The organism is Streptomyces sp. NRRL WC-3618 (assembly GCF_001280005.1).
GTDB lineage: Bacteria > Actinomycetota > Actinomycetes > Streptomycetales > Streptomycetaceae > Streptomyces.
On the sequence record NZ_LGDW01000368.1, the window covers coordinates 1 to 302 of the forward strand.

1 pseudogene is annotated in these 302 nt (G+C 72.8%); it reads left to right on the plus strand.

From position 1 onward, the window contains the following. Positions 1-12 precede the first annotated feature (12 nt). Positions 13-302 (plus strand): annotated as a pseudogene (locus tag ADL01_RS26595) (hypothetical protein); the annotation flags it as partial.

The following is a 302-nucleotide window of genomic DNA, read 5'->3' on the forward strand; positions in this document are numbered from 1 at the left end:
ACCGTGATGGGTGTGACTGAGACGACCCACACGCAGACGAAGCCCGGGCCGAGGCCGGCGGGGGAAGGTCTGTCGAACAACCCCCAGTTCCCGCTGGCCATGGACGAGCTGGCGGGGCTTCGCGCGGACCTGCTGGACGACACCTTCGCCTACCACCCGCTGCCCCCGCGGGACAAGAACCGCCAGATCGCCCCGGCCCCCCTCACCAGGCAGTGCCGCGCCCAAAGCCCGTCGGGGCGAAGCCTCCAGGGCAGGGGCGGGGAGGGTGGCCCCGTACGGGGTCTGGACGTGGCACGCCCTGG